3 protein-coding genes are annotated in these 2,074 nt (G+C 64.2%); 1 reads left to right on the top strand and 2 read right to left on the bottom strand.

All coding sequences use genetic code 11. The features are described from left to right. Positions 1-369 (bottom strand): LLM class flavin-dependent oxidoreductase (locus tag VKI00_RS20855; RefSeq protein ID WP_324440775.1); only part of this gene is annotated, 369 nt, incomplete at its 3' end. Positions 370-473: 104 nt separating this feature from the next. After that, positions 474-1,166: a DsbA family oxidoreductase gene (locus tag VKI00_RS20860; protein ID WP_324440777.1), complete on the bottom strand. Its 693-nt coding sequence runs from the start codon at positions 1,164-1,166 to the stop codon at positions 474-476. Between the two features lie 233 nt (positions 1,167-1,399). Here VKI00_RS20860 and VKI00_RS20865 point away from each other — a divergent pair. Beyond that, positions 1,400-2,074: hypothetical protein (locus tag VKI00_RS20865; protein ID WP_324440779.1), on the top strand; the 675-nt coding region annotated here is incomplete at its 3' end.

A 2,074-nucleotide genomic window follows, 5' to 3' on the forward strand; every position in this document is an offset into this window, starting at 1 on the left:
CCAGCCGATTCCGACGCCGAGGGTGAATCGGCCGCCGCTGAGCCGGTCGAGCGTGGCGGCCTGTTTGGCGACCAGCACCGGGTTGTGTTCGGGCAGCAGCAACACCCCAGTCGCGATCCCGATCGTCGTCGTGGCTGCCGCAGCGAATCCGAGGCCGATCAACGGATCGATCCAGTCGGCGACCGACGGCACCGCGATCTTGCCGTTGTCCGAGTAGGGGTAGCGCGACGCCGGGTCGTCGACCATGACGACGTGCTCACCCGCCCACAGGGTCGCGAAGCCGTTCGCTTCCGCGGCGACTGCGACCGCGTCGATGACGGCACGCTCCGCGCCGGCGCCGACTCCCAGCGCGTGTAACCCGAGACGCACCCGGGGATCGTCTCACAGCCGGTGAGCCTTTACGGGCGCCCGGCTGTCTTACGGGCCAAGAAATTTTTCGCTGCGTTCGGCCCGTTGTTCTCGCTGAAACAGCGTCAACCGGTGATGTGGTCGACATCCACGACTTCACCGCGATTGATGCTGACCCAATCACGCCCGTCGAGGTAGGGACGCAAATGTCGGCCGATGAGATCAGCGTCTGCTGGTGACTTCGGCCGCTGAAGTTCATAGACGTGCGGCAGCTCAGCCATGCCGGTCACGACGCTCCACAGCTTCAGGGCGGCCGGGCCGGTCGGCGGATCCACCAGTACCGGTCCGAACAGGCATTGTCCATCGAGCAGAAAGAGCGTTGGCACACCGAATCCGCCCGCGTCGATGACCCGCTGGTGGTCGGCTCGGACCTCGTCGTGAGTGGTCGGGTCGTTGAGCGCCGCATCGAAGATCGCCGCGTCGACGCCGATGTCGCTCAGCAGGCGTCGCGCAACCGTAGGATCGTGCGGTTTGCCGCCCGCGGTGTGCAGTTCGTTTCCGATTGCGGCGTACCACCGGTCGAGCAACGACATGTCGGTTCGACGTAGCAGTGCACCGATCCGCATCAACGACCAGCCGTAGGACCATTCACGCTCCCAGGGATGCTTCTTCCCCTCCGCGCGGTTGATCTCCTCGAGGCTGAAGAACCGCCAATTGACGGTGATTCCCAATTGCGCACGGACGTCGCGGATCCACACCGAGGTCTGGTAGGCGAACGGGCACATCGGGTCGAAATGAAAATCCACGGTGGTGCTCATCGGTCCCGATCCTCCGTCTGCATGCTACATGCACGATAGTCGGCTGGTTCCCCACTGCTGGCCCGGAAAGCCTTATGACGCCCGCGTGGCACACACCGGTGCGACAGCACGGCCGCGGAAGCTTCAATCGTGACCGGTTGATGACGTCTCGGCTGCTGCGGCGGGTGGTGCGGACAGGACTGGATACTCTCACGTCGGCGACAATCGTGTTGCCTCGAGGCTGGGGAGTTTTCATGAGCCCTATCGAGCTCAGTCCCGCGCAGCTTGTCCGCTACGACCACGTCATTCGCCTCACGCAGTACCGCCATCGCGACGGCGCAGCATCACCGTGGGAGACAGATGAGTTCATCACCGCCTGGAAACAGGCGAACGCTGCCGCTGCGGTTCCCGGCGTCGTCTATCGGGAACTTTGTCGCCAGGTTCCAGAGTGGACCGCTCTGGCGGCCAAGGAAGTGGATAGTCCCATCGAGGCCGGCTTCCTCGAGTATCTCGTCGCCGAGCCTGATGTCGACCTCGACGGCGTCGCGGCTCTTCCGCCGTCGCAGTCGCACCGCTACAGCATTGGCGGGGATCTGCATACGGTGGCCTTTCGGTTCGCCAAGGACTCGGCCGGTGCCCCCTCCGGGGCGCTGATGTTCAATCTCTTCGAAATCAACGGACCAGCCGGCATGGAGCAGGCCTTTCTGATGGACTGGCCCGCCCGCGGTGAGTTCAAGATCAACGAAGACGCCATCAGATCGACGATGCTTCATCAGCGCATGCTCACTACAGCAACGATCAAGGCCTTCAACAGAGCCGAGATCTCAAGCGCCGCAGCCTATGCGGAGGGCATTGACCGCTTTGAAGCCGCGTTCCCACGCGCGGCCCGCAAAAACGCCGAGGGCGCGCTCCCGCCCGGCGTGAAGCCC

Source organism: Mycobacterium sp. (assembly GCF_035314665.1).
Lineage (GTDB): Bacteria > Actinomycetota > Actinomycetes > Mycobacteriales > Mycobacteriaceae > Mycobacterium.